Genomic DNA, 24,787 nt, shown 5'->3' with positions numbered 1-24,787 from the left:
ACGATGGTGCGAGACTGGAAAGATCATTGGTTACAAAGGCGTACACCGAGTTGAAAAGACACCAACAGGAGGATGGTTGATACACGTTGAAGATCATTCAACCAATTCAAACGTAGACGCATTGGTACAGATGATGAAGCATAAGGCAGCCTAATTATGTCACCGAAAAGAAGAACGGCAGAAACCAGTGATTTGCCCACAGGTTTATCAATTCGTAAAATGCGTGGACAAACTCGCTACCGCTATCGATACCCAAATGGAAGAGAGTTTTTCTTTCCTATTAGCACCTCTCGAGGAGATGCGATTCAAGCCACTTTAGCCTTTAATTTAGAATTGCGGCCTATCGGGCATTTATCACAAAAAAAAGGTGATAAGTACAATAGGCCATTATCTGAATGGCTACCAAAAGTAGTAGAACGAGTTAAAGCCGACGAAAAACCCAGTGATGGCGTGTTTAGTACTTTTCTAAAGGACATAGAGAGGCTCGTTGAGGGATTTGGTCATGTCTACTCAAAAGACATCGATTTAGAAACTGTAAACGAGTTCCTCGACAGGTATGTTAGCGGTAAAAGTAACAATGTGTACAATCGCAAGATCAGTTTTCTTAGTAAGGTATGTAGCTATCTCGTCGATATGTCCGCAATGGCGCATAACTACGCAAACGATAAACTAGTAAAGCCTAAAGAAGAAAAGAAACGACAAAGAATAGATATTCATTCGCTAAAACAAATCCACGATGCAGCGCCCCCCTTCTTAAGGGTAGCAATAGAGCTTGCTCTAGAGACCACTCATGCAACATTGGAGATTAGTCGCATAAAATACCGGGATTGCAGATTTTTAAAAGAGCCTCTAACAGAAAGCGGATTCACTATATATGGGTACATGCGTATCCGGCGTCAGAAAGTGAAAAAACATGAATCAGGTTTTGTTGAAATACCAATTACCAAAGCCCTGAAAGAATCAATAGATAGGAGCAGAGAAGAGAAGATTGTGTGTCCATACATAGTTCATAGAATAGGAAGGTATCGCTCTCAAATTGGAGAAGGCTGTGATCACCCAATGCAGGTTGGGAGCCAATACTTGAGTAGAGCATTTTCAGACCTTCGTGATGAACTAGGACTTTACAAACACTTGAAGAAAGATGAACGTCCAACATTCCACGAAATAAGGGCGTTAGCAGCAAAAATGTTCAAAGACAAAGGGATAAAGCCTACTGCTAGGATGGCTCATAAAGATGAAAAAACTACAGAGATTTACACCGAAAATCATGTTGAATGGGTACGAGTTCCCGCAGCTGAATTAGCGGTATTCTGATACTGTATATTGGGGCGTAAATGGGGCATGTATGGGGCGCTTATCTGAAAGAAAAATCGAACACCTAATAAAGCTTTGATTTTAAAGGATAAGTTGGTCGGTGTGAGAGGATTTGAACCTCCGACCCCTGACACCCCATGACAGTGCGCTACCAGGCTGCGCTACACACCGACCGAAAGAGCGGATAAGTCTACTCAATTTTATCTACATTGCAACGAGAAATAACAATAAGATGTGTTAAGCGCTCATTTGCTAACCACCCCACACCCTATTTGTTTATTTTTGATTCAAAAGGGCTAAGCCAGGGTGACATAACATACTGCGGTAACCACCAAGGCTACCAACACATTTAACACTACGCCTTCTCTTGCCATGGTTTGAATATCAAATTTATCGGTAGAATAGGCAATGGCGTTTGGCGCCGTGGCGACCGGGAGCATAAATGCGCAACTGGCGCTGATAGCTGCGGGGATCATCAGCAGCTTAGGGTCCACCCCCACCGCCATGCCAGCAGAGGCCAAAATAGGCATCAACAAGGTTGAGGTGGCCGTGTTGGACGTAATCTCAGTTAAGAACGTCACGAAAAGACAAATGCCTAACACCAACAAGATCACAGGCAAGGTAGACAATCCAGTTAACCACGAGCCCATCAATACACTTAAACCCGACGCGGTAAATGCTTTCGCAATGCAAATACCACCGGCAAACAACAACAGCATACCCCACGGAATATCGTTGGCGGTTCTCCAGTCGAGTAATTTGTCGTTATTCCCTTTGGCATCCACCTGCCCGTTATCGTTGCCACTGTTAGTCAAAAACATCGCGACCACGCCGGCGACTGCAATCGTACTATCACTTATAGTGGTGACGCCAATCCACCCTGTCCAAAAGGGGCGGAATATCCACGCGAGGGCGACAGTGCCAAATATCATTAGTACGCGCTTTTCGGCTACAGTCCACTCCCCTGGTACGGGTAAGTTAATATCGCCCACCGCTTTTATGCCACGTGCTAACCACAACGCCATAATAGGAACACCAATCAGTACAATAGGCACACCGGTTTTCATCCAGTCGATAAAACTGTATTCCAGCCCCAGAGTTTCTTCATATACACTCATAAATATGATATTTGGCGGCGTACCGATAGGCGTCCCCACCCCACCTAAACTGGCGGAATACGCAATACCTAATATAAGGGCTACACCAAAACGCGGATTGTCCAGTGCATTTATGATGGCAATCGCCATAGGTAGCATCATTAAAATCGTGGCTGTGTTGCTTATCCACATACTCAGTACCGCCGTGGTAAGCATAAACCCCAACACCAGTTTTAACGGACTTCCACTGCCTGTGATACGCAGCATATAAATGGCAAATCGCTTGTGCAGGTTGGCACGCTCTAACCCTTTTGAAAGCATAAAGGCCGCCATCAGCAAGATGATAACGTGGCTGCCTAATGACGACGCTGCGTCACTGTGCGATAGCACCCCAAATAAAGGAAATAGGGCAAACGGAAAAAGCGAGGTAGCCGGAATGGGCAAGGCTTCAGTGACCCACAATATGGCAACAAACAAGGTGATAGCCGCGGTAAAGAAAATGTCGTTAGGCTGACCTGCCCACCATAAAGCTATGCCACTTAACACCGACGCAATGAACGCGAACAAAATGATGATGTTCTTACGGGTGGGTGTTTTGGTTGTTGTGGGTGATGCTTGTTGAGGGTCTAAGTGCATTGCGCGTCCCTTTACTGGTATTATTTTTTTAAGTACTCAGAGCCTATTGATCTTTGGTGTACATTTTTGCAGCAAAGATCAACAGACTCTAGTGTATGTCTTATATTTTCTACCAGTAAACGTCATAAAACGCACTAGGCTTATGCTCAATTATAGTGAATTATTCACTTTCATAGGCCACTCATTCAACCTCACGCTGGCCTAATTTGCTATAGAGCTGATTGAGGTTTGTTCACCCTACCGCCTCAAAATATAGCTATCTGGCGCCGGCTATTTATCTTCATCGTCTGAAGAGATGCGACTGGCCACGGCGCCGGCCTGCCCTTTGTATTTTGCATCCACTCTGGCGTTGTAGGGTTTTTCTGCAGGCGATGACAGCACTTCAAAACTCAGCGCACCAATTTTCATTTTAGGGCGAAGTGCTAATGGCAGCTTACCGCTGTTGTAAAACTCAAGAACGATGTTGCCCGACCAACCCGGATCGATACGATGCGCAGTAACGTGCACCATTAAACCCAAACGCGCGAGTGATGAGCGCCCATCCAACCAGCCCACAATATTGTCAGGTAACGTGACTGACTCATGAGTAATCGCAAGAGCAAGTTCACCGGGGTGTAAGAAAAACGCTTTGCCTTCTTCCAATTCAATTTCATCACTCATTACATGATCAAGGGCTTCTTGCACTTGTGCTTTTGGGCCACTTAAGTCGATGAAAGGCGCTTGATGATCTTCAAACACGCGAAATTTGTTGCCAAGACGCATATCCACCGTCACGCCGCTTATTTGATCATAGCTGGGGGCTGGGTCAATCTTGATTTTACCGTCTTGAAGATATTGATAAATGTCGCGGTCACACAAACGCATGGTAGATTCCTTTTTTCTGTAGGCCGCTATTATGCGTATCTCGTCTTATCCAATCAACTGCTCTAGAGGCGGTTTAAACGGGTTTTGTGTGAAAAGTCATAACTCTAGTCTTTGCCAGTGACACTAATTGGGTCGCCTTTGATATGCGTCATGCCCTGGGCACGGGGTTCAACCGTTAATGCCAGTTGCATCGACAGTGCTCGTGCAGCGTCGCGATAGGCCTCACTCAGCGGGCTATCAGGCGATGAGATTAATAAAGGTGTACCGGCATCACCGTGTTCGCGAATATGAATATCCAGCGGTAGCTGACCAAGCAGCGGTAGGCCATGGCGCTCGGCAAGTGCCTCTCCACCGTCTTTAGAAAACACATAGTCTTTGGTGCCGCATGCCCGGCATTGGTAATAGCTCATGTTTTCAATCAGCCCCAACACAGGCACGTTAACTTTTTCAAACATGCTGATGCCTTTTTGCGCATCGGCCAAAGCAAGGTCTTGCGGCGTAGTAACCACAATAGCCGCTGTCAGTGGAACCTGCTGTGCCATGGTTAGTTGAATATCACCTGTTCCCGGCGGCATATCTACTATCAGATAGTCCAATACTGGCCACAGGGTTTCATCTAATAGCTGTTTAAGTGCTCGGCTAGCCATTGGACCTCGCCATACGGCGGCGTCTTCCTGAGGAACCAGATAGCCAATCGAATTTGCTACCATGCCATGGGCTTTTAGCGGCTGCATGTGCTTATTGTCTTCACTTTCAGGGTGCGCATCGGGGTTACCCAACATGATAGGCACAGACGGGCCGTAAATATCAGCATCTAAAATACCCACTTTTGCTCCTTCTTGCATAAGGGCAAATGCAAGATTCACGCTAGTGGTCGATTTGCCAACCCCCCCTTTCCCCGAGGCAACTGCAATAATATTTTTGATATTTGTCACTGGGGTCACGGCGGTTTTTTGGCTGCTAATACGCTGAGTAATAGTCAATTGCGCTTCGTTTAACTCGCCACCAAGCTGTTTTAAAACTTCGTTTTTTAACCTCGCAAACTGACTAGCAGCACAAAATGGCAAGGTGACATTGACGGTTTTCTCATCATTGGCGTTGTGCGCACACCAAGGCAAGGTATCTTCCACCTCTAAGCTGAAATAGCTGGCCAAAATTGCAGCAACTTTTGCAGTTAGAGACTGTGCTTTACGAGAAAAGAACATAAAATGCCTTACAAGTAGTCGAATTGTGTGAATTACGTAATGCAAAAAACGCGGTTTTCCGCTAGTATTTGCAGCCATTTTGAAACGCAAAGAATCAATAACGTCATTATGTCAGAAAAACGCCGAATTCTGGTAACCAGTGCGTTGCCATACGCAAATGGCTCTATTCACTTAGGTCATTTGCTAGAACACATTCAAACCGACATCTGGACTCGTTTTCAGCGCCTTCGCGGAAACGAATGTTACAGTGTTTGCGCCGATGATGCACACGGTACGCCAGTTATGCTTAAAGCCCAAGAGCTTGGCATTACTCCAGAAGAAATGGTGGCCAGAACCCGCGCAGAACATCACCAAGATCTTATTGATTTTCACGTAGATTACGACAACTACTATGTAACCCATTCGCCCGAAAACAAGGCGTTGTGTGAAGAAATTTACACTCGTCTGGATAAGGCCGGTTACATTAGCAAACGCACTATTAATCAGTTGTTCGACCCTGAAAAAGAAATGTTCTTACCAGACCGTTTCGTTAAGGGTACGTGCCCAAGCTGTAATGCAGAAGACCAGAACGGCGACAGCTGCGACGTTTGTGGTGCTACTTACAGCCCAACTGAAGTGAAAAACCCACGCAGCGTAGTATCAGGTGCCACACCTGTACTTAAAGAGTCTGAACACTTCTTCTTCGACCTGCCAAAATTTGAAGGCATGTTAAAAACGTGGATCCGTTCTGGCGCTCTGCAAGAAGAAATGGCCAACAAATTACAAGAATGGTTCACCGAAGGGCTTCAGCAGTGGGACATTAGCCGCGATGCGCCTTATTTCGGCTTTGAAATACCAGGTGCACCAAACAAGTTTTTCTACGTGTGGGTTGATGCGCCTGTTGGCTACATGGCAAGTTTCAAAAACTTCTGCGACCAAAACAATCTTGAATTTGACGATTTCTGGAAAGCAGATTCAGAGGCAGAGCTTTATCACTTTATCGGTAAAGACATTACCTATTTCCACTGCCTATTCTGGCCAGCCATGTTAGAAGGTGCCGGTTACCGCAAGCCTACTGGCGTGAACATTCACGGTTTTGTTACGGTAAATGGCGCCAAGATGTCAAAGTCACGCGGTACTTTCATTAAAGGCCGTACTTACCTTGACCATCTTAACCCAGAATATCTGCGTTATTACTTTGCCTCTAAACTGGGTGACGGTGTAACTGACATCGACCTTAACTTTACTGACTTCGCGCAAAAAGTGAATTCAGACCTAGTGGGTAAAGTGGTAAACATTGCCAGCCGTTGTGCTAGCTTTATTACCAAGCGTTTTGACGGCAAATTGTCTGACAATGTGATTGAGCCAGCGCTTATTGCAGAGTTCCAAAACGCGTCAGAAAGTATTGCCGCGCTTTACGAAAAGCGTAAATACCACCAAGCGGTGCGCGAGATTATGGCTCTTGCTGACAAGGCTAACCAGTTTATCGACAACAACGCACCCTGGGTAACCATTAAAGATGAGACTAAGCAGCAGTTCACCCATGATGTGTGCTCGCTGGGGATCAACATGTTCCGTCTGTTGGTTATCTACCTAAAACCTGTGTTGCCTGTACTAGCACAAAAAGCAGAAGCGTTCTTAAACGACAAGTTCGACTGGAATTCACTGCAAACCCTATTGAAAGGTCACGCCATCAACAAGTTTAAGCCGATGATGCAGCGTGTAGAAATGGAGAAAATTGACGCCATGGTTGAAGATTCTAAAGAAAGTCTAGCACCGGCAAAACCCGCTATCGACCCAGACAGCCCGCTAGCGAAAGATCCTATCAGCGAGACAATTTCGTTTGATGACTTCGCCAAGGTTGATTTGCGTATTGCACGTATCGCGAAAGCGGAACACGTAGAAAAAGCCGATAAACTACTGCGTTTAGAGCTGGATTTAGGCGGTGAAACCAAACAGGTATTTGCCGGTATTAAGTCAGCCTACGCACCAGAGGCGCTTATTGGTAAACACACGGTAATGGTAGCCAACCTTGCGCCACGAAAAATGCGTTTTGGCATGAGTGAAGGCATGGTATTGGCAGCAGGACCAGGTGGCGATGAACTCTACATTCTAGAGCCTCATGAAGGCGCTAAGCCGGGCATGCGAGTTAAATAACCCGTCAGCCTTAGCCATTGAAGTACCAATAAAGCCATGATGAGCAACCATCGTGGCTTTTTTTTGCGTGTTTTATGCTTTAGTAAAGCAACGGCAACTTACTGAATGACACCGCCATCCCTTCTGTTTCGTCCACATCACCAGCACTATTTATTCGAAGATACAGACATCGACGTTCGCGCGCTTGCACCCACCGCGGAAAATTGCGGCTTGAGTTTGCGGCTAGGTTTAATCGCCGTCATCGGGATGACCCGTTTCTTAGCTAAAATAACATACACCGCGCTGCACCAGGGAAAATAGGTCGACAGGTAATGCTGCAGTTTAGCCGCGCCTTGCCATTTATGCTGGAAAAATAAGGTAGAAAATAAAACCTGACGCTGTTCAACAATTTCAAATCCCAGCAACTGCAACCAATCTTTAATGCGGTAGGATGTAAAAAAGCGGGCATCGTGCAAAATGTTATTGCGTTTTACCGGTAAAAGTTTGGCAATACCCGCTAAACTTAGCGGATTAAAACCACTGATAATAAGATATCCATTTTGGGTAATCGCCCTATCCACTTCGCGCAGGATCTCATGGGGATCTTGAGCGAAATCCAGTTCATTGGCTAACAAAAATCCGTCAATGCTGTTTTCTGCAAACGGCAACCGATGAGACTGACCCACAACATAACTTTCATCGGCAAAGTGCGTAAGGCGTTGAGCTGGATTGTTACTGGCCATACAGTCTTTTGATAATGGACTGTTCTTATTGGCATCAGAGGTTGATGAATTAGGGTTTTCTACCGTGTTGTTTCCATAACCTGCTAACCACTGTGGAACGTAATTTATCTGATGTCGAATTGGGCTATTGGTGAGCTTTATGGATGCGCTCAGAGTACCGACTTTAGCAAAGTGATATCCGAAGATACGCTGAGAGTAATCACTGCAGACTGCCGAAATGGCCTGCTGAATATGTGCGCCAGCCGGAAAGTCTTCCCAGGCATTGGGGTAACGAGGAGGCTTGGCTTTAAACGCCGATTTCATTATCACTAAGCGCGCTCTTTGGTTGCTCTACACTACTCAAGCCCCTATAGTAACGCATAATTCTACCTACACAAGCTGGTATATCGATGACAACAGAATCACTGCCTTCGGGTGTCACAATTTATCCTATTCCCGCTTTCACAGACAACTACATATGGTGTGTACACAACCACCGTCACGCTGTAGTCGTCGACCCCGGTGACGCACAGCCTGTATTGACCTATTTAAAAGACAACGATCTTCGCCTTTCAGCGGTCCTCATCACCCATCACCATAGGGATCATACTGGCGGCATTGCCAAGCTTGTATCAGCAATACCCGAATTGCCGGTAATTGGCCCCCGTGGCGGCCATATCAGAGGCTTAACCAAATCGGTCTCACAAGGTGACACCGTCACTTTACCAACCCTTGATATGGCACTTCACGTTATGGAGGTCCCCGGCCATACCCTGGATCACATTGCCTTTTTTGGTCACAACATTATCTTTTGCGGCGATACGCTTTTCTCTGCAGGCTGTGGACGATTGTTTGAAGGCTCCCCTGAACAAATGCTGCATTCGTTAAACAAAATTAAGCGGCTACCGGCTTCGACACAGGTCTATTGCACCCACGAATACACCCAAGCGAATGTTAATTTTGCATTAGCAGTAGAGCCAGACAACCAAGCGTTGTCCCAATTTGCGCAATGGGTAGCAACCCAACGGGCTGAAAACCGCCCTACCTTACCTACGCCCCTTAGTCAGCAGAAAGAAGTGAATCCATTTTTACGCGCTCATGAACTTTCAGTAAAATCTGCTGGAGAAGCGTATTGCGAAAATACTCTGGTGGACGAAGTCGCTGTGTTTGCTGCTATTCGTCGCTGGAAAGATGAGTTTTGATGCATTAACAAGCAAGTTGTCGTAGTATGACGAGTTTGCGGTGCTCCACGAGGTTTCTTCATAATATGCAGTTGAAGTTTTTTCCCCTTTCGCCTTTGCTATTGGCATTAGGTTTAACAGGTTGTCAAATTACAAATAATCAAAACGACAGCGCGCAATTAGAAAGTAACAACAATACCGTTATAGAAACATGTAGCGACATTCACACTGATGCCGAAGCAATAGCCGATTGTGAATTAGCGAAAGATGGCGTATTTGATGTTATTCACCCTAACGATGATGAGTTAGAAGATGAAGCGAGTATCACTGACACGCCCGACATCTATACTCAGGCAGTCGTCACCGATGTTTGGGAAAGAGCCAGCGCCAATTTTCAGTTAACTGTTCCAGATGATCCCCGTGTTGCAACACAGCGCAAATGGTACTTGAAGCACCCCGAATACATGGCTCGCGTAGTTAAACGCGCCAAACCTTTTCTTTACTACATCGTCGAAGAAATTGAAAAGCGCGAGATGCCAATGGAATTGGTCCTGTTGCCCATTGTAGAAAGCGCATTTGATCCATTTGCCTACTCTCATGGCCGCGCTGCGGGAATGTGGCAATTTATACCCGGCACAGGTAAGCGCTTCGGCATGGAGCAAACCTGGTGGTATGACGGTAGACGCGACATTATTGCCTCGACGCAGGGCGCGTTAGATTACCTCACTTACCTCAACAATATGTTTGATGGGAACTGGCTGCACGCGTTAGCAGCGTACAACAGTGGTGAAGGCCGCGTGCTTCGCGCGATTAGAACCAATAAGCGCGCAGGCAAACCCACTGATTTCTGGAATTTAAATTTACCGAAAGAAACCCGTGCTTATGTCCCTAAACTGTTAGCACTTGCCGATATCCTTAAAAATAAAGACGACTATGCATTTTTATGGCCCGAGGTAGAAAACGTCGCGGTAATTGAAGTGGTCGATATTGGCTCACAGGTCGATTTAGCCTTCGCCGCAGAGCTTGCCGGCATGTCGTTAAAAGAGCTCCACGGGCTTAACCCAGGTTTTAATCGATGGGCGACATCACCTGAAGGGCCACATAGGTTAGTGCTGCCTTTAGAGAAAGCCGCAGCATTTTCTCAGGCACTGGCTAAAATAGATCAAAAGGAACGACTGAATTGGGTGCGCCACACGGTAAAGTCCGGTGACAGTTTAATAAAAATTGCTAAGCAGTATCACACTACCGTAAACGTGATAAAGCAGGTGAATGAGCTAGACAGCTCTATGATACGTGTAGGACAGGCGATTATGGTGCCTGTTGCGCTGCAGGAACTAGACAGCTATTCCCTGTCGCAAGATCAGCGATTAGCCAGTTTACAGAACCGACCCTCTTCTAAGCAACAAGTGCGTCATACCGTGCAATCAGGTGATACGCTTTGGGATATTGCACGTAAATACAAAGTCAGCACTAAACAGTTGGCGAAGTGGAACGGCATGGCCCCTGGCGATATGTTGCATCCCGGTAAGTCACTGGTAGTGTGGTTGGAAGGTAAGTCTGCGAATGGGGTGACCAAACAGTTAACCTATACGGTTCGCAACGGCGATTCGCTTTCTCGAATTGCTAGTAAATTCAATGTTAAAGTAGCCGACATCAGCAAGTGGAATAGTTTAAATACCAAACGCTATCTACAGCCAGGTCAAAAGCTTAAGCTGTACGTCGATGTCACGCGACTGAGTTCGTCTGGGTAATCAAATTACAGGACAGGGATATGCTTAAAATTAACCGAGAAAATTTGCGCAACAGTAACGAAACGCCTTGGTTAATTTTAGATCTGGTGATGCTGGGAATTTTGTTTTTTAACCTGGCATGGCTTATTTTTGATGCCTTGTACGCCACTGATTTTGTTTATGGCTTACTCGGTACTTACTTTCCTGCTTTTCTGGAATCTTATGATGTCGTCCACAACAACTTTTTGCTTGTGGACCTCATTTTCATTGCCATCTTTTTCACTGAATTCTGTTTCCGCTGGGTTGTCGCCATCGTGCGCAAAGAACACTTACGATGGTACTTCTTCCCCTTTTTGCATTGGTACGATCTGATTGGCCTTATCCCCACAGGCGCCACCAGACTGTTTCGCTTTTTGCGTATATTCTCCATTTTGCATCGGTTACACAAATTCCGCATTATCGATTTAAATCAAACGGCGATATTTCGTTTTTTCGCCTTCTATTACGATGTCTTTGTTGAAGAGTTAAGCGATCGTATTGTAGTTAAGGTGTTAAGTGATGCACAAAAAGACATCTCAGCGGGCTCTCCCCTGTTAGATGATATTACCCACCAGGTTCTACTTCCACGCCGCCCGGTTATTACACAATGGATGGCAGGTGTGATTAATCACCTGGGGCATTCACTTAGCAGTGACGCACACGGCGAAGTCATTCGTGAACACGTTAGAAAAAGCGTGGGCAAGGCTGTCAGAAGCAACGCGCAGGTCTCGACCCTTCACTACCTCCCAGTGATCGGGAAAACCATTGAAAACACATTGGAAGAATCGGTTACCGATATTGTCACCATGTCGCTGGTAAACTTGTTAAGCGATCTTGACGCTGACCGCATAGACCACTTTATTTCTGTCGGCATGCATGATTACACGCCAGCAGCTGATGCCCTTGATAAAGAAGTGCTCAGTGTCGTCAACGAGTGTTTAGAACTCATTAAAGCCCATGTAGCCCAACAACGTTGGAAGTCCCACTTAATGGAAAAAGAGACTACAGTACCCACTGCTAAGCCCAATATGGATGAAGGTATCAATAAAGAAATGCGCTAATAGAGGCTATTCAGTATGCATTCAGATTTATCGGTAAATACTTAAGGCATCTTCACATAAACGTTCTAAAAACAATAAGAAAACCATGAAAACAACAAAAATATTACACATTCTGGTTTGCGGCAGTGCAGCCTTAACGATAAGTGGCTGTGTTCTGATTTTACCCACCGCAGATGTCAGTACCAATCAACCGCCAGAAAAGGTGGCCGTAAGAATAGAGCAACAAGCACAACGGTGCTGGAACACGTTTCAGCTTCCTATCGATAAAGATATCAAAGTAGTAAAACGGGTATCCGAGCAGCGCATTAAACTTACCGCATCGAGAATGGAAGGCAGTACACCACAATATCCCTTTCTACACGTCACGATTACGCCATCGGATTACGGAAGTAATGTTGAAGTAAGAGAAGGTGACTTTAACTTAGGTACAGATTTGAACTTGAGCAGTGATGTAAGACGTTGGGCTGGGGGAAGTTCGGGCTGTCGTTAAAAAGCCTACACGACGGTAGGCTTTTTAACTCGGCATAATGTCACAAGATTAGTTAGGCTTTACGCCACGTGGTGCCGCTAGGTCCATCTTCCAGCACTACCCCTTTCGCGGTCAGTGCATCTCTGGCTGCGTCAGCTGCCGCCCAGTCTTTTGCCGCACGTGCGTCATTGCGCTGCTTGATAAGGGCTTCAATTTCTTCGGCTTCATCATCACTACCACCGCCTTTAAGGAAGGTATCAGGGTCGTTTTGAAGCATCCCTAAAATGGCACCTAACCCTTTTAGTACGGCTGCGAGCTTACCCGCTTCTTGCTCATTGTCTTTCTGACGATTGAGCTCGCGTGCCACGTCAAACAGTACGGAATACGCTTCCGGTACGTTTAAATCGTCATTCATCGCCGCTTCAAAGCGCGCCAGATAACCGCCATAAGATAAGTCAGCTGCTTCATCAATGGTTACACCACGAAGAGCAGTATACAGCCTTTCCAGTGCGGCCTTTGCCTGCGTGATATTGTCCTGAGAATAACTTAACTGACTGCGGTAATGGGCAGACATCAGGAAAAAGCGCAATGTTTCAGCATCGTGCTCTTTTAATACATCACGCAGGGTAAAGAAATTGCCCAGTGACTTAGACATTTTCTCGTCGTTTACTTGCACCATTCCCGTGTGCATCCACACATTGACATATGGGGTGTCATAGGCGCAGCACGATTGCGCCACTTCGTTTTCATGGTGTGGAAAGATAAGGTCTGAACCACCGCCGTGAATATCAAAATGGGCACCTAAGTGTTTGTGGTTCATCGCCGAACATTCAATATGCCAACCCGGACGCCCTTCTCCCCACGGCGATGCCCAGGCTGGCTCACCCGGCTTAGTGGATTTCCACAGTACAAAATCAAGGGGATCATCTTTACCTGCTGCCACTTCCACACGTGCGCCGGCATTGAGTTGCTCTAAATCCTGCTTACTTAATTTGCCATAGTCTTTGTACTTACTGACATCAAATAGCACATCGCCGCTTGTTGCCTGATAAGCATAGCCCTTTTCAACCAAGCGCTCGATAATGGCAATAATTTCATTCATATGACCACTTACCGTGGGCTCTACGTCCGGTTCAACTAAATTAATAGCGGCAAAATCTTCATGCATCATTGCGATAGTGCGCTTAGTTAAGGCTTCAAAGCTTTCGCCATTTTCATTGGCACGGGCAATAATTTTATCGTCGATATCGGTAATGTTACGTACGTATTTCACGTCTAAACCCAGATGACGTAAATAACGAACCAGCACGTCAAAACTCAGGTAAGTACGGGCATGGCCCATGTGGCTTACGTCATACACAGTGATACCACACACATACAAACCCACTTTCCCTTCTTCAAGCGGTACAAACTTCGCTTTTTCACGGGTTCGGGTATTGTAAAGATGTAGCATGTCTATATTTCCTGTGTATATAATTTTGGGGCGCAAAGTTTAGCACTGTCCCCATTTAATTGGTATGGAAAATGCCAAGGCTTTTGCCCCCGCCCTACCTTTTGCGCTACTATTAGCGCAGACTTTGACACAAATACCAATCCGTCTACCTTTTTGCCCATTCTTTCAGCTTGGCCTTTTGCAAAGTTAAATGTAGAACCCAATTACAGTGACGGGACTATAAAGGAAACACCTTTGTGTCCACCAGCTGGCTAATTGCTTTATCAAGCAACGCAGTGGGTAAAAAGAAATGCGGATTACATCAACACAGGACATAGTATAATGGTTACATTGAAGACAAATTTTGGTGACATCAAATTGGAGCTTTTTGAAGATAAAGCGCCAAAGACAGTCGCTAATTTCCTTTCTTATGTAAATGACGGTTTTTTTGATAACACGATTTTTCATCGTGTGATTAACAACTTTATGATCCAAGGGGGTGGTTTTACCCCAGATATGGATCAGAAAGACACCAAAGCGCCTATCGAAAATGAAGCCGACAACGGCGTAGCTAACGAAGCTGGCACAATTGCAATGGCGCGTACCCAAGACCCACACTCTGCCACCGCCCAATTCTTCATCAACGTGAACAACAACGATTTTCTTAATCACTCTAGTAAAAGCGTTAATGGCTGGGGTTATTGTGCTTTCGGTAAAGTTGTTGAAGGCATGGATGTAGTGGAAAAAATCAAAGCGGTAAAAACAGGTAACAACGGCTATCACCAAGACGTGCCTGTAGAGCCTGTTATTATTGAATCTGCAACAGTTTCAGAATAATTCACAGCGCTTGCGTTTAATTATCCATTGAGCCACATCGCAAGGTGTGGCTTGTTAACTTCTCGTGTAAGAACCCTATGTCATTTACCTACTTTATCGCCGATTTACATTTAAGTGCAGACCGCCCGGATATTACCGACTGTCTTATGCGTTTTTTAGATGAAGAAGCGATACACGCAGATGCATTGTATGTATTGGGCGATTTATTTGAAGTATGGATAGGTGACGACAACGTCACGCCCTTTAACACCGCCATTGCTAATGCGTTTAAAAAAGTGAGTGCACATTGTCCCGTTTATTTTATTCACGGAAACCGCGATTTTGCCATAAGAGAAAAATGGCTTAATAAAGCGGGAATGACGTTACTCAATGAACAAGAAGTAGTGGATTTATACGGCACGCCAACACTTCTTACCCACGGTGATGAACTTTGTACCCGAGACGTGGCATATCAAAAGTTTCGCAAAAAATCTCGCGGTTGGTGGTGGCCTCGTCTGATGCTGGCCTTGCCATTGTGGTACAGGCAACGGGTTGCAGATAATGGCAGAGCAGAGAGCAAAGCCAAACAGAAAAATTTAAAGCCTGAAATTATGGATGTTACACCTGAAGAAGTGATTAAGGTTATGCAAAAATGGGGTGTCCAGCGCATGATCCATGGTCACACTCACAGACCTGCAATTCACGCTTTTGAGGTAAACGGTAAACCGGCAACACGCATCGTACTGGGTGATTGGTATGACCAAGGCAGCGTATTGAAAGTTACCCCTTCAGAAGCTATGTTACAACATCACAATTTTTAGTATGAATATCTGACACTTAGATCAAATTCATTAAGATTTTTGTGACAATTTACCCTGCCTCGCTTTTTTGACATTCATACTTATAACGTATTGATACAACTAAATTATCTTTTATTAGACCAACAGAAAAACAAGCTCAATTTTACAGAAATGTGACATTTGTGACAATTTAGCCATATTTCTGTCAAAGAAATGTCACCCCAACCCCCTACGCTCCTTGTCGTTTTGTAGTTGAGACAACAAGGATAACACGCGCTCTCTGCTAGAAACCTACGTCTAGACATACCCATACCCGATTTTAATAAAAACCTGTAGGAAACAATTATGAACCGTAACTGGAAAGTGACATGCACCGCAGTTGCTTTTGCGGTATCCGCTGGGCTTCAAGCCTCAGTGTTACCGGAGCATCAAACCAATAGCGCCTGGTTTACTGACGCGCAAACAAAAATCACTCAGAAACTGGCAACAAACAATAAGTTTAAAGCCAAGAACGTTATTCTTTTTGTGGGTGACGGCATGGGTATTTCTACCCTGACATCAGCACGTATTCACAAAGGGCAACTTGCCGGTAACCCAGGTGAAGAAGGCTATTTAAGCTTTGAAACTTTCCCGCATACTGCCTTGGTCAAAACGTACAATGTCGATGCACAAACTCCCGACTCAGCAGGCACTATGACTGCGATGATGTCTGGCCTTAAAACAGATGTGGGTGTGATTGGTGTTGGTGAAGACATCGAGCGTGGCAACTGCTCAACGGTTCAGGGCAACGAGGTAATTACTGCCCTGGAGCTTGCTGAAATTAAAGGCCTGTCTACAGGGGTAGTATCAACAGCACGGATCACCCACGCTACACCTGCTGCCACTTACGCTAAATCTGCAGATCGCAACTGGGAAGATATCTCTGATATGCCAGAAGACGCGGTTAACGGTGGTTGTAAAGATATTGCCGACCAGTTAGTAAACTTTGAAAGCTATCTTGAAGGTCGCTACACAGGGGTAGATGTGGATGGCATTGAAGTGGTAATGGGTGGCGGTCGTCGTCATTTCTTACCCAAAGATGCAGCATTCAACAGCCCAGACGCTCAAAGTGATATAGAAGGTGATCGTACCGATTCTCGTGACTTGACTGCCGAATGGCAAGAAATGTATGAAAACGGTGTGTATGTATACGACCAAGTGGGTTTTGACGCTATTGATACAGAAGCCACTGAACGCGTATTTGGCTTGTTTAATGAATCGCATATGCAATACGAAGCTGACCGTGCCAATGACATCGCGGGTGAGCCTTCGGTAGCAGAAATGACACAAGCAGCCATCAACATTCTCGATAATAACGAAAATGGCTTCTTCCTTATGGTGGAATCTGGCCGGATTGACCATGCTCACCACGCGGGCAACGCTGCGGGGGCACTTACCGATACACTGGCTTTTGAAGAGGCAGTAATGACGGCGGTGGAAAATACCGATCCTTCTGAAACGCTTATTCTGGTCACGGCAGACCACGGTCACGTATTCACAATTGCCGGCTATCCAAAACGCGGTAACCCCATATTAGGGAAAGTGGTAAATGTGGGTTCACAAGAGCCTGCAACGGCAGCTGATGGCACACCCTATACCACCTTGGGTTACACCAATGGCTTGGGCTTTCGCAATTTAGGCGACGAAACTGACTCAGACGCAACCTATAACTTAGAAAACGCGGCAGGTCGCGTAGACCTAACCAACGTTGATACAACAACCCCTGGGTATCACCAAGAAGCACTTATTCCGCTAAGTTCAGAAACCCATTCGGGTGAAGACATTGCGTTACATGCTAAGGGACCGGGCAGTCAACTTGCGCAAGGTGTGGTAGAGCAAAATGTTGTTTTCCACTTGATTAATCAAGCGCTTGGTCTTGTGAACGAGTAAGTGGAGAAGAACAATGAACGTATTTAAATTAAGTGTAATTGCAGTAGCAGTAGCAGGTCTTTCAGGCTGTTTCTTAGAAGGTGATGACGGCAAAGATGGCGTAAATGGCCAAAATGGTGTGGACGGTTCTAACGGGCTGACAAGCCTTACGTTGCAAACCGAACTACCTGTTGGCGACTCAAATTGTCCAAATAGCGGCCTGCGTATCGACTCAGGCTTAGATGCAGATAGCGACGGTACCCTGGCAGAAGCGGAAATCACGTCAACAAGCTATGTGTGTGTTCCGGGTGTTAGCAGTGTTAGCAACAGTGAATTACTCACCAGTTTGAACAACGACTGGTTTGTCGCTGCCCAAACTGAAGTTGAGAACAACAAACAAGTTTGGATGAACGCCACCTCTGGCACAGCAGCATCATCAAACATCCAGGTTGCGTCTGTGAACTCTCAACAAGAATTAAACGCTATGGTTGAAAGCCTGCGTGGTACGGCGAAAAACGTCATTCTATTTGTTGGCGATGGCATGGGCGTATCCACGGTCACTGCAGCGCGTATTCTTGAAGGACAAATGAAAGGCTTAGCAGGTGAAGAAAATCAGTTGAGTTTTGATCGCTTCCCGTTTTCAGGTCTGTCAAAAACCTACAATGTAGACGCGCAGACACCGGATTCAGCGGGCACCATGACAGCCATGATGAGCGGCATTAAAACTGATGTGGGCGTTATTGGCGTAGACGAAGACATTGAACGCGGCGATTGCAGTACTGTTGCGGGTAATGAGTTAGTCACCGCACTTGAGCTTGCCGAGATTGCCGGTAAATCGACTGGTATCATCTCTACTGCGCGTATCACTCACGCCACCCCTGCTGCGACCTATGCAAAATCTGCAGATCGCAACTGGGAAGATATTTCAGATATGCCTGAAGCTGCTGTAACTGCCGGTTGCACCGATATTGCTGACCAGCTTGTCAACTTTGAAGCCAATCTGGAAGCTAACTTTGAGGGTCTTGATGTTGACGGCATCGAAGTGGTTATGGGTGGCGGTCGCCGACACTTTCTCCCTAAAGATGCCGCGTTCAATAGCCCTGATGCGGTGAGCTCAGTAGAAGGGGATCGCACAGATGGCCGTGACCTAACAGCTGAGTGGCAGGCAATGTACACCAATGGTGTCTACGTCTATGACCAAGCGGGCTTTGACGGAATCGATACAGAAACCACCGAGCGCGTATTTGCACTGTTCAATGAGTCGCATATGCAATACGCGGCAGATCGTGGCAATGATATCGCAGGCGAGCCTTCAATTGCGGACATGACAACCGCGGCTATCAATATTCTTGATAACAACGATGAAGGTTTTTTCCTAATGGTTGAGTCTGGTCGTATCGACCATGCCCACCACGCAGGCAACGCTTACGGTGCACTTCACGACACCATAGCGTTTGCCGATGCAATCGCTGCGGCAGACGCAATGACCAATGACGAAGATACATTGATCATCGTTACTGCCGACCACGGTCACGTGTTTACTATTGCGGGTTATCCTAAACGCGGTAACCCTATCCTAGGCAAAGTTGTCAACGTAGGCGCTGAAGACGCTGCTACTGCGTCAGACGGTACGCCATACACAACACTGGGTTACACCAATGGCTTGGGCTACAGAAACTTAGGCGATGTAACCGACTCAGATGCATCGTACCTTGCAGGCGCTGATGCTGGTCGTAAAGACATTACGGATGTCGATACTACGTCGCCAGGCTACCACCAAGAGGCGCTGATCCCATTAGGCTCTGAAACACACTCAGGTGAGGATGTGGGCATTTATGCCAAAGGCCCTGGTGCATTCTTGGTAAACGGTACAAATGAGCAAAGTGTTATTTTCCACGTGATGGATTTTGCCGGCGACTTTGTATCAAAAGCAGAGCAATCAATGAAGTAATCACACCAACACTGTGTGACTGTGGCGAATAAGTCGCTTTAAAGTAAGACCAAGGGGCAATAGCAATTGCCCCTTTTCCCTTGGAGAAACCGATGAAAGCACTTTCTGTATTACTGGCGCTTTTTACTATACAAATACTAGCTACGCCTGCGTTAGCCCAATTGTCCTGTGAGAGTGACATGACAAATCTAGTGGCCCATTATCAAATAGACGTTAAGCACGGAAATAATGCCACACGCGCTACCACCATGAATCTATGGCGCAACAGTAACAAAGTCGCCCATGAATACCCCGCGACACACATTACCGAGTCGTGGACACATGTGCGCAACAAACTGATTAAACCTACCCGCTTTTTCGACGCCCATGCTCGCGCAATTGAGTACCAGCCAGGCGAAACCATTCACGGTAAGCGTGAAAATGATTTCTCTTATCGGTATCAACTCATAAGCGATACCATGCTAGGTAACATGACGCTGATAGAAACCGAAGAAAAAGGCTGTAACACCATTCAATACTACTCGTTAAAACAGGGGCAAACTGCCTATTCACTGACGTGGTTACCTAATCAAAAATTAATCAAACAATTTTCTGTGCATAATGCCAATTCAAGCAGAACTTGGACGTTGCAAGAAGTCGATTACGAACGCAGTACATCTGATTTTTTCGCTAAAAGAGAAGCTTATCAAACGACCGACTATGCCGATATTGGTGACGATCACACCGATCCTTTTTTAACCAAAATGGTTAATCAGGGCTTTATTGAAGCAGGTGCGAGCGGTTACTACGACACCGATGGACATGCCATCGGCGAAGCACACACACACTAAATGTCCAAGTGCTAGACAGGGCCTACTAAAGTAAATTGGCGCGAGGCTGTATTCATATAGCCTCGCTAACACACACTGAAGCGATTCTATACTAGACCAAAGACCAACCACCTCCAAGCTGACTAAAATCTTTGACTGTGGTATAACAGAAAAAATGTTGCTCATCATGGACGGTGTAAATGACAGAACTCCTACTCTCCCCAGCTAATTTTTGGTTCAGCATTGCCCTGTGTGCAGTGTTCATCATATTTGTCTTAGAACTCATCAGTATGCAATTTGGTGTCAGCTTATTGGGGCTGGGAGACGACATTGGCGAAATAGACTCGCATAATGTCATTGGCTCTGAGTTCGCGTCGTGGTTGAATATTCACCGTGTCCCTTTTTTAATTTGGCTTGTTGTCCTCCTAACGTTCTTTAGCCTTACAGGGCTTGTTCTTAACGGTATCAGCTCTGTCCTTTTTACCACTGCCCTCCCCGGGATAGCGGCCATTCCAGTCGCATTCATTGTAAGTTTATTTGTAACATCAAAAATTGTATTGCTTGTTGCCCGTATTTTACCGTCTATTGAATCCAGTGCGGTCAGCACGGATGATTTTGTGGGTGCGGTCGCCGAAATAACCATCGGCCGCGCGTCCAGAGGCAACCCTGCCGAAGCAAAATTTATCGATAACTATTCCCAACCTCACTTTGTATTGGTTGAGCCTTTTGAAGAAGAAGAGCTTTTTGCCCAAGGTGAACGTGTCATCCTCGTTAAAAAAGACGAACATAGTTGGTTAGCCACCCGCTACCTATAAATTTAAAAGAGATAAAAGTATGGATACTATTCAAACCACTAGCTTGCCGTCAGTCCTCTTTATTGCCAGTGCCATTGTCATTGGTCTTATTGTTATAGGACTCATTTTTGCCAAACTGTACACCCGTGCGACCAAAGAAACAGCATTTGTAAGAACTGGCTTAGGCGGTGAAAAAGTCATAAAAGATGGGGGCGCACTCGTGCTGCCCGTGGTACACGAAATTATTCCCGTTAATATGAATACCCTGCGCATTGAAGTGGAAAAAATTCAAAAAGATGCGCTGATTACCAAAGACAGAATGCGTGTGGATGTCAAAGCTGACTTTTACCTAAGGGTTGCGCCAAACGCCAATGGCATTTCCATGGCCGCTCAAACTCTTGGTACGCGTACTACCCGTGCAGAGGAAGTCAAAAAGTTGATGGAATCAAAGTTTGTTGACGTTCTTCGTGCCGTAGCGGCAGAAATGACGATGACAGAGATGCACGAACAACGAGCCGACTTTGTACAAAAAGTGCAGCAGAGTGTCGCTAATGATCTTGAAAAGAACGGACTTGAATTAGAGTCGGTGAGTTTAACGGGCTTTGACCAAACTGACCTTCAATTCTTTAACGAGAATAACGCTTTCGACGCCGAAGGTCGTGCGCGTCTAGCCAAAATCATTGAAGAAAAACGCAAAGAAACTAACGATATTCAGCAAGAAAACCGCATTTTGATAGAACAGCGTAATCTGGCTGCGGAAAAACAATCGCTTGAAGTTAAACGTGACGAAGAAGAAGCGCGCCTGACACAAGAACAGGTGCTGGCATTTAAACGTCAGGAACAAAAAGCGGAAATTGCTAAACAGCGTGAAATGAAAGAGCGTGAAGAGCGCGAAGCAGAAATTGCCAAAAACCGGGCTATTGAAGCGGCTGAGATTGAAAAGTCCCGTGAAATTGAAACACAAGAAATTGCAAAACGTCAGGCCCTTGAGCAAGCGCGTATTCGCCAGCAGCAAGAAGTTGAAGTGTCTGAGCAGATGAAACAAATTGCCGTAGCGATTAAGTCGGAAGAAGAGTCTGCAGCACGGGCCAAAGCCGCTGATGCAGAAAAGCAGAAAGTAGAAAAAGAAGAAGCGGTTAAAACCGCTCGCTCGGTAGCAGAAGCAGAGCGTAGAAAGCAAATAGAAGTTATCGATGCACGCAAAGAAGCGGAGCGTGAAGCGGTAGGTATTACAGTAGAAGCACAAGCCAAAAAAGAAGCTGCCGAAAACACGGCAGAAGCGATTTTGACAGAAGCCAAAGCCAGTGCAGATGCTAAAATGTTGCAAGCCCAAGCTGATGAAAAAGTATTGGCTGTTGAAGCGCAAGGTAAACAGGCGCTGTACGAAGCAGAAAATACCCTTAAGAACGAGCAAATTGAGCTACAAAAAGCATTGGCCATGCTTAAGATTTTGCCTGAGCTTGTGGCCCAGGCCGTTAAGCCTATCGAAAACATTGAAGGCATTAAAATTCTGCAAGGTTATGGCACGGGTAGCGCAACCAATGGTGAACATAGCGTAGCAAGCGCTGGTACAGGCCTAGCTGATCAGGTTACGCAAGCCGCGCTTAACTACCGCGCGAATGCGCCACTTGTTGATACAATGCTGCGAGAAGTTGGCTTAGTGGATGCCGAAAATGGCACATTGGAAGACTTGGTCACCGGCAAAAGTGACATAATAACGCGCACCACCAAAGTGACTGCGAAGCCTGTTAGCACAGAGCCGGCCCACTTAAATGGCAGTCCGTCAAATGACGAAGCGCCCGCTGAATAGTTGACATAGCTTTTCAACAAAGCTTTTCAAATTAGCTATTTGGCACTGTCCACACTGTTCAGTCCCCCCAAAAAGCCCCTTTTATAGGGGCTTTCTTATTTGGCCAATGCAATCCAATTTCTTTCACATTCATTTCACGTCATGTTGCATAAAGTGGGGTTGTACTTTTAAAGGAGACACTTTATGCAACGTTTATCTACCCAAATTTTTGCGGTTATTTTCTTGATTGCTGCAGTCATGTCGGCACATGCATCACAACGTGACACCGATACTCGTATACTGATGGTTGTCAGTGGCTACGGGCAAGCACAGGGCAAAGAAAAGCCCGGCTTTGAGTTTGACGAGTTTGCCAAGGCCTTCTTGATGTTTAAAGCCAATGGTATTGCAGTGGACGTGGCCAGCCCAAAAGGAGGGGCTGTGGAAGCCGACGAATACGACCCAAACAAAGCATTCAATACTGAAGTATTGGCTGATAAGTCGATTATGAGCAAACTCAACAATACACTTGTTTTACGTGACTTAAGCGCTGAGCACTACGCCGGCGTTTTTGTTGTGGGTGGCAAGGGCGCAATGTTCGATCTCCCCTACGACGAAGCGCTGCAGCAACTCATTGCGAGTATCTACGAAAACCAGGGCGTAGTAGCCGCAGTTTGTCACGGTCCCGCTGCACTGGTAAATGTAAAACTGTCTAACGGTGAATATCTGGTTGCAGGCAAAAATGTGAATGGGTTTACCAACAATGAAGAACAGCTGTTCGGTAAAACGTGGGCCAAACAATTCGATTTCATGCTTGAAGATAAACTTATTGCGATTGGCGGAAAATTTCAATCTTCAGACATTATGCTTGAACATGTTGCCGTTGATGGTAATTTGGTCACCGGACAAAACCCTTCATCTACTGTAGGTGTGGCTCGCGCGATGCTTGAAGCACTCGACATCCCAGTTAAGCCAATTAAGACTTACAATGACGATCGCACCCTCGCTCAGATAGCCGCTTTTCTTGATGGTGACGAACTTGCGCTACACCCTATATCGGCGTCCCCCGAAACACATCATATTGCACTGGCCGGCATGTACGGTTATTACTATCTAAAGCTTGCCTCTACCGAGCACAAGCAACAACAAGCTCTGGCATTAATGTTACTGGCACAAAAGACAATTAATAATCCAACGCTGGATGTTGAAATAGCTAAAACTCAACATCAACTGGGTGATACTATGGCAAGTCAGCAAACGTTAGCTCGTACGCTTCAGCAGCATCCAGATTTTGAGCCAGCACAGAAATTGTTGGCAACAATTACGCAATAAGGAAAGGCCGGATGACAACGCCTAAAGGGTTGCACATACTGATAATCGAAGACGAAGTCAGTATTGCAAAGAACATTGCACAATATATGGAACATAAAGGGCATATTCTTGATTTTGCCGAGCGTGGCGATCAAGGGCTCGATTTAGCGCTCAATGCCTATTATGACGTTGTCATCCTTGATTTAAACCTTCCTACTATGGATGGGCTCAACGTGTGCCAGGCTATTCGTGAAAAGGCCGAACGCCATATTCCCATTCTCATGCTTACTGCACGTGACAGTATTGATGACAAAGTGTCTGGGTTTCACGTTGGAACTGACGACTATTTAACTAAGCCTTTCTCGCTAAAGGAACTTGAAGTACGCTGTATTGCGTTGTCAAAGCGCCACTTATTACAAACCACGGATAAGATTGAACTTGGGCCGCTAACCATCGACCGTAAAGGTAAAACCGCAAGCCGCGAAGGGCAGTCCTTGTCGTTAAGTTCAATGGGATTTAAGATCTTAAAAATTTTAGCGGAAGCCCACCCCCAAGTGGTCAGTCGTACTCAGTTGACACAGCAGTTGTGGGGCGATACGCCTACCGAATCTGATGCGTTGCGCTCTCATATCTATCAGTTGCGTAATGTCGTCGATAAGCCCTTTGCCACGCCCCTGATAAAAACCGTTTTTGGTGCAGGGTTTGCCTTGGCCACCGACAAAGACAAAGACATTGATAAACGGTGAT

20 protein-coding genes and 1 tRNA gene are annotated in these 24,787 nt (G+C 45.9%); 15 read left to right on the top strand and 6 right to left on the bottom strand.

The window, feature by feature from the left end:
• The first annotated feature begins 156 nt into the window (after positions 1-156).
• Positions 157-1,314, top strand: coding sequence for an integrase (locus ACMCM8_RS05520; protein WP_412726262.1), 1,158 nt, complete (start codon positions 157-159; stop codon positions 1,312-1,314).
• A gap of 94 nt (positions 1,315-1,408) precedes the next feature.
• On the opposite strand, the gene ACMCM8_RS05515 is transcribed toward ACMCM8_RS05520, so the two are convergent.
• The 4 genes from ACMCM8_RS05515 to apbC form a co-directional block, all read right to left on the bottom strand.
• Positions 1,409-1,485: transfer RNA gene (locus ACMCM8_RS05515), tRNA-Pro, on the bottom strand.
• A gap of 125 nt (positions 1,486-1,610) precedes the next feature.
• On the bottom strand, positions 1,611-3,047 hold the full coding sequence (locus ACMCM8_RS05510) for an SLC13 family permease (RefSeq protein WP_412726260.1): 1,437 nt from the start codon (positions 3,045-3,047) through the stop codon (positions 1,611-1,613).
• Positions 3,048-3,317: 270 nt separating this feature from the next.
• Positions 3,318-3,911 (bottom strand): dCTP deaminase, encoded by a 594-nt coding sequence (gene dcd / locus ACMCM8_RS05505; protein ID WP_412726258.1) that lies wholly within the window; start codon positions 3,909-3,911, stop codon positions 3,318-3,320.
• 104 nt (positions 3,912-4,015) lie between these two features.
• Positions 4,016-5,116: an iron-sulfur cluster carrier protein ApbC gene (gene apbC / locus ACMCM8_RS05500; protein WP_412726256.1), complete on the bottom strand. Its 1,101-nt coding sequence runs from the start codon at positions 5,114-5,116 to the stop codon at positions 4,016-4,018.
• 108 nt (positions 5,117-5,224) lie between these two features.
• Between apbC and metG the strand changes: the two genes are divergently transcribed.
• Complete coding sequence (gene metG / locus ACMCM8_RS05495) at positions 5,225-7,252, top strand: methionine--tRNA ligase (protein ID WP_412726254.1); 2,028 nt, start codon at positions 5,225-5,227, stop codon at positions 7,250-7,252.
• 146 nt (positions 7,253-7,398) lie between these two features.
• On the opposite strand, the gene ACMCM8_RS05490 is transcribed toward metG, so the two are convergent.
• Positions 7,399-8,277: a methyltransferase domain-containing protein gene (locus tag ACMCM8_RS05490; RefSeq protein ID WP_412727626.1), complete on the bottom strand. Its 879-nt coding sequence runs from the start codon at positions 8,275-8,277 to the stop codon at positions 7,399-7,401.
• A gap of 86 nt (positions 8,278-8,363) precedes the next feature.
• Here ACMCM8_RS05490 and gloB point away from each other — a divergent pair, with 86 nt between their 5' ends.
• The 4 genes from gloB to ACMCM8_RS05470 all read left to right on the top strand — a co-directional run bounded on the left by gloB (position 8,364) and on the right by ACMCM8_RS05470 (position 12,454).
• Positions 8,364-9,155, top strand: coding sequence for a hydroxyacylglutathione hydrolase (gloB, locus tag ACMCM8_RS05485; protein WP_412726252.1), 792 nt, complete (start codon positions 8,364-8,366; stop codon positions 9,153-9,155).
• A gap of 65 nt (positions 9,156-9,220) precedes the next feature.
• Entirely contained in the window at positions 9,221-10,885 is a 1,665-nt protein-coding gene (locus ACMCM8_RS05480; RefSeq protein ID WP_412726250.1) for a lytic transglycosylase, read from the top strand.
• Between the two features lie 20 nt (positions 10,886-10,905).
• Positions 10,906-11,964: an ion transporter gene (locus ACMCM8_RS05475; RefSeq protein WP_412726248.1), complete on the top strand. Its 1,059-nt coding sequence runs from the start codon at positions 10,906-10,908 to the stop codon at positions 11,962-11,964.
• An 85-nt stretch (positions 11,965-12,049) separates the two neighbouring features.
• The gene (locus ACMCM8_RS05470) at positions 12,050-12,454 is read left to right on the top strand and encodes a halomucin (RefSeq protein ID WP_412726246.1); all 405 of its coding nucleotides are present in this window, start codon (positions 12,050-12,052) and stop codon (positions 12,452-12,454) included.
• Positions 12,455-12,506: 52 nt separating this feature from the next.
• Here the strand turns inward: ACMCM8_RS05470 and cysS are convergent, their stop codons facing one another.
• Positions 12,507-13,886, bottom strand: a complete 1,380-nt coding sequence (gene cysS / locus ACMCM8_RS05465; protein WP_412726244.1) for a cysteine--tRNA ligase — start codon at positions 13,884-13,886, stop codon at positions 12,507-12,509.
• Between the two features lie 321 nt (positions 13,887-14,207).
• Here cysS and ACMCM8_RS05460 point away from each other — a divergent pair, with 321 nt between their 5' ends.
• The 9 genes from ACMCM8_RS05460 (at position 14,208) to ACMCM8_RS05420 (ending at position 24,786) form a co-directional block, all read left to right on the top strand.
• On the top strand, positions 14,208-14,702 hold the full coding sequence (locus tag ACMCM8_RS05460) for a peptidylprolyl isomerase (protein WP_412726242.1): 495 nt from the start codon (positions 14,208-14,210) through the stop codon (positions 14,700-14,702).
• A 77-nt stretch (positions 14,703-14,779) separates the two neighbouring features.
• The gene (gene lpxH, locus ACMCM8_RS05455) at positions 14,780-15,502 is read left to right on the top strand and encodes a UDP-2,3-diacylglucosamine diphosphatase (RefSeq protein WP_412726240.1); all 723 of its coding nucleotides are present in this window, start codon (positions 14,780-14,782) and stop codon (positions 15,500-15,502) included.
• 324 nt (positions 15,503-15,826) lie between these two features.
• A complete protein-coding gene (locus ACMCM8_RS05450; protein WP_412726238.1) occupies positions 15,827-17,410 on the top strand; it encodes an alkaline phosphatase in 1,584 nt (527 codons plus the stop codon).
• Between the two features lie 13 nt (positions 17,411-17,423).
• Entirely contained in the window at positions 17,424-19,340 is a 1,917-nt protein-coding gene (locus ACMCM8_RS05445) for an alkaline phosphatase (protein ID WP_412726236.1), read from the top strand.
• Between the two features lie 92 nt (positions 19,341-19,432).
• Complete coding sequence (locus ACMCM8_RS05440) at positions 19,433-20,170, top strand: hypothetical protein (protein WP_412726234.1); 738 nt, start codon at positions 19,433-19,435, stop codon at positions 20,168-20,170.
• 179 nt (positions 20,171-20,349) lie between these two features.
• Positions 20,350-20,964, top strand: coding sequence for an OB-fold-containig protein (locus ACMCM8_RS05435; protein WP_412726232.1), 615 nt, complete (start codon positions 20,350-20,352; stop codon positions 20,962-20,964).
• Between the two features lie 19 nt (positions 20,965-20,983).
• Positions 20,984-22,753 (top strand): flotillin family protein, encoded by a 1,770-nt coding sequence (locus ACMCM8_RS05430; RefSeq protein ID WP_412726230.1) that lies wholly within the window; start codon positions 20,984-20,986, stop codon positions 22,751-22,753.
• Between the two features lie 183 nt (positions 22,754-22,936).
• Entirely contained in the window at positions 22,937-24,061 is a 1,125-nt protein-coding gene (locus tag ACMCM8_RS05425; protein WP_412726228.1) for a type 1 glutamine amidotransferase domain-containing protein, read from the top strand.
• A gap of 11 nt (positions 24,062-24,072) precedes the next feature.
• Complete coding sequence (locus ACMCM8_RS05420) at positions 24,073-24,786, top strand: response regulator transcription factor (RefSeq protein WP_412726226.1); 714 nt, start codon at positions 24,073-24,075, stop codon at positions 24,784-24,786.
• Position 24,787 lies beyond the last annotated feature (1 nt).

Origin of the sequence: Alteromonas sp. D210916BOD_24, from assembly GCF_047159385.1 — a bacterium.
Taxonomy (GTDB): Bacteria; Pseudomonadota; Gammaproteobacteria; order Enterobacterales; family Alteromonadaceae; genus Alteromonas.
Note: the sequence above shows the minus strand (reverse complement) of the source record. Positions and strands in the feature narration are given on the sequence as shown.

Bases quoted from the DNA above. Each gene is read 5' to 3' on its own strand.
- ACMCM8_RS05460 (WP_412726242.1), top strand. From the start codon at position 14,208: ATGGTTACATTGAAGACAAATTTTGGTGACATCAAATTGGAGCTTTTT.
- lpxH (WP_412726240.1), top strand. From the start codon at position 14,780: ATGTCATTTACCTACTTTATCGCCGATTTACATTTAAGTGCAGACCGC.
- ACMCM8_RS05440 (WP_412726234.1), top strand. From the start codon at position 19,433: ATGAAAGCACTTTCTGTATTACTGGCGCTTTTTACTATACAAATACTA.
- ACMCM8_RS05480 (WP_412726250.1), top strand. From the start codon at position 9,221: ATGCAGTTGAAGTTTTTTCCCCTTTCGCCTTTGCTATTGGCATTAGGT.
- apbC (WP_412726256.1), bottom strand. From the start codon at position 5,116: ATGTTCTTTTCTCGTAAAGCACAGTCTCTAACTGCAAAAGTTGCTGCA.
- ACMCM8_RS05435 (WP_412726232.1), top strand. From the start codon at position 20,350: ATGACAGAACTCCTACTCTCCCCAGCTAATTTTTGGTTCAGCATTGCC.
- ACMCM8_RS05445 (WP_412726236.1), top strand. From the start codon at position 17,424: ATGAACGTATTTAAATTAAGTGTAATTGCAGTAGCAGTAGCAGGTCTT.
- metG (WP_412726254.1), top strand. From the start codon at position 5,225: ATGTCAGAAAAACGCCGAATTCTGGTAACCAGTGCGTTGCCATACGCA.
- ACMCM8_RS05475 (WP_412726248.1), top strand. From the start codon at position 10,906: ATGCTTAAAATTAACCGAGAAAATTTGCGCAACAGTAACGAAACGCCT.
- ACMCM8_RS05510 (WP_412726260.1), bottom strand. From the start codon at position 3,047: ATGCACTTAGACCCTCAACAAGCATCACCCACAACAACCAAAACACCC.
- dcd (WP_412726258.1), bottom strand. From the start codon at position 3,911: ATGCGTTTGTGTGACCGCGACATTTATCAATATCTTCAAGACGGTAAA.
- ACMCM8_RS05470 (WP_412726246.1), top strand. From the start codon at position 12,050: ATGAAAACAACAAAAATATTACACATTCTGGTTTGCGGCAGTGCAGCC.
- ACMCM8_RS05520 (WP_412726262.1), top strand. From the start codon at position 157: ATGTCACCGAAAAGAAGAACGGCAGAAACCAGTGATTTGCCCACAGGT.
- ACMCM8_RS05425 (WP_412726228.1), top strand. From the start codon at position 22,937: ATGCAACGTTTATCTACCCAAATTTTTGCGGTTATTTTCTTGATTGCT.
- ACMCM8_RS05430 (WP_412726230.1), top strand. From the start codon at position 20,984: ATGGATACTATTCAAACCACTAGCTTGCCGTCAGTCCTCTTTATTGCC.
- ACMCM8_RS05420 (WP_412726226.1), top strand. From the start codon at position 24,073: ATGACAACGCCTAAAGGGTTGCACATACTGATAATCGAAGACGAAGTC.
- ACMCM8_RS05450 (WP_412726238.1), top strand. From the start codon at position 15,827: ATGAACCGTAACTGGAAAGTGACATGCACCGCAGTTGCTTTTGCGGTA.
- gloB (WP_412726252.1), top strand. From the start codon at position 8,364: ATGACAACAGAATCACTGCCTTCGGGTGTCACAATTTATCCTATTCCC.
- ACMCM8_RS05490 (WP_412727626.1), bottom strand. From the start codon at position 8,277: ATGAAATCGGCGTTTAAAGCCAAGCCTCCTCGTTACCCCAATGCCTGG.
- cysS (WP_412726244.1), bottom strand. From the start codon at position 13,886: ATGCTACATCTTTACAATACCCGAACCCGTGAAAAAGCGAAGTTTGTA.